Raw genomic sequence first — 611 nt, 5'->3', positions numbered from 1 at the left:
CCGCTATGGAAATCTTATCAGACCCGACGCCGGACATGCTCGCTATGCCCCGTTTCGACGACGGCGCCATCGATATGCAGGAGCTGCTTCGCAGACTCGCCGAGCAGGTCGCGAAGACCGTGATGGACGCCGAGGCCGACCGGCTCTGCGGTGGCGGGGCGGACAGCCGAAACGGCTACCGCGAGAGGTCGCTCGCCACCTGCGTCGGCACTCTGACGCTGCGCATCCCCAAACTGCGCTCCGGCAGCTTCTTCCCGGAGGACGTGTTCGAGCGCCACCGGCGCATCGACCGCGCCCTCGTCGCCGTCGTCGTCGAGATGTACGCCACGGGCGCGAGCACCCGCAAGGACTTCGTGGCAGACGAGGTGTTGCAGATGGTGTGGGACCGCGTCTACGCTGGCAAGGAGAAGCCGGTCGTGGGCGTCTACCGCCTGACGATGAAGTCCGACTCCGACAACTTCCGCGCGAGCTCCATCCAGGGCGTCATGAAGCGCGTGAAGGCTGTTTGTGTCAAGCTCGGGCTTTCAATTGAGGCAGCGGTTCTTTTCACACGTGGCAAGGAAAGGTTTCAGGTTTGGCAAAGGCGTGCCTCTTTCTCTCTTTGGCTTTGC

At 63.5% G+C, this 611-nt stretch carries 1 protein-coding gene; it reads left to right on the top strand.

Annotation, left to right across the window (positions count from 1 at the left end; translation table 11 throughout):
* Positions 1-5 precede the first annotated feature (5 nt).
* On the top strand, positions 6-611 hold a 606-nt coding region (locus tag ACTQXI_RS08905), incomplete at its 3' end, for a transposase (protein WP_441548537.1).

Origin of the sequence: Collinsella sp. LCP19S3_C9, assembly GCF_052121575.1 — a bacterium.
Taxonomy (GTDB): domain Bacteria; phylum Actinomycetota; class Coriobacteriia; order Coriobacteriales; family Coriobacteriaceae; genus Collinsella.
This window is presented reverse-complemented; position numbering and strand designations above follow the sequence as displayed.